1 pseudogene is annotated in these 232 nt (G+C 63.4%); it reads right to left on the bottom strand.

Going from position 1 to position 232, the window contains the following annotated elements:
• Window positions 1–232, bottom strand: a pseudogene (locus R0J92_RS27160) (urocanate hydratase); the annotation flags it as partial.

Raw genomic sequence — 232 nt, 5'->3', positions numbered from 1 at the left:
ACAAAGCCGGGGAAGTCAACAGCGTTCTCCAGCCCCTCATCCAGCGCCACCTGACGGATGTTGCTGCCGTAATCCACTGTGGGCACGCCCATGGCGTGGAAGGCACACATGGCCTCTGCCTGCACGCGCATGCTGGCGCGAGCGGCCTTTTCCACCGCTTGCTTGTCGGGCTCGCGCTGCTCTTTCCACTCAGCCATGGTCCAGCCCTGCGGCAGGTAGGCATTCACAGGAT

The sequence above is a fragment of the Tritonibacter sp. SIMBA_163 genome (assembly GCF_046535935.1).
Taxonomy (GTDB): domain Bacteria; phylum Pseudomonadota; class Alphaproteobacteria; order Rhodobacterales; family Rhodobacteraceae; genus Epibacterium; species Epibacterium scottomollicae.
This window is presented reverse-complemented; position numbering and strand designations above follow the sequence as displayed.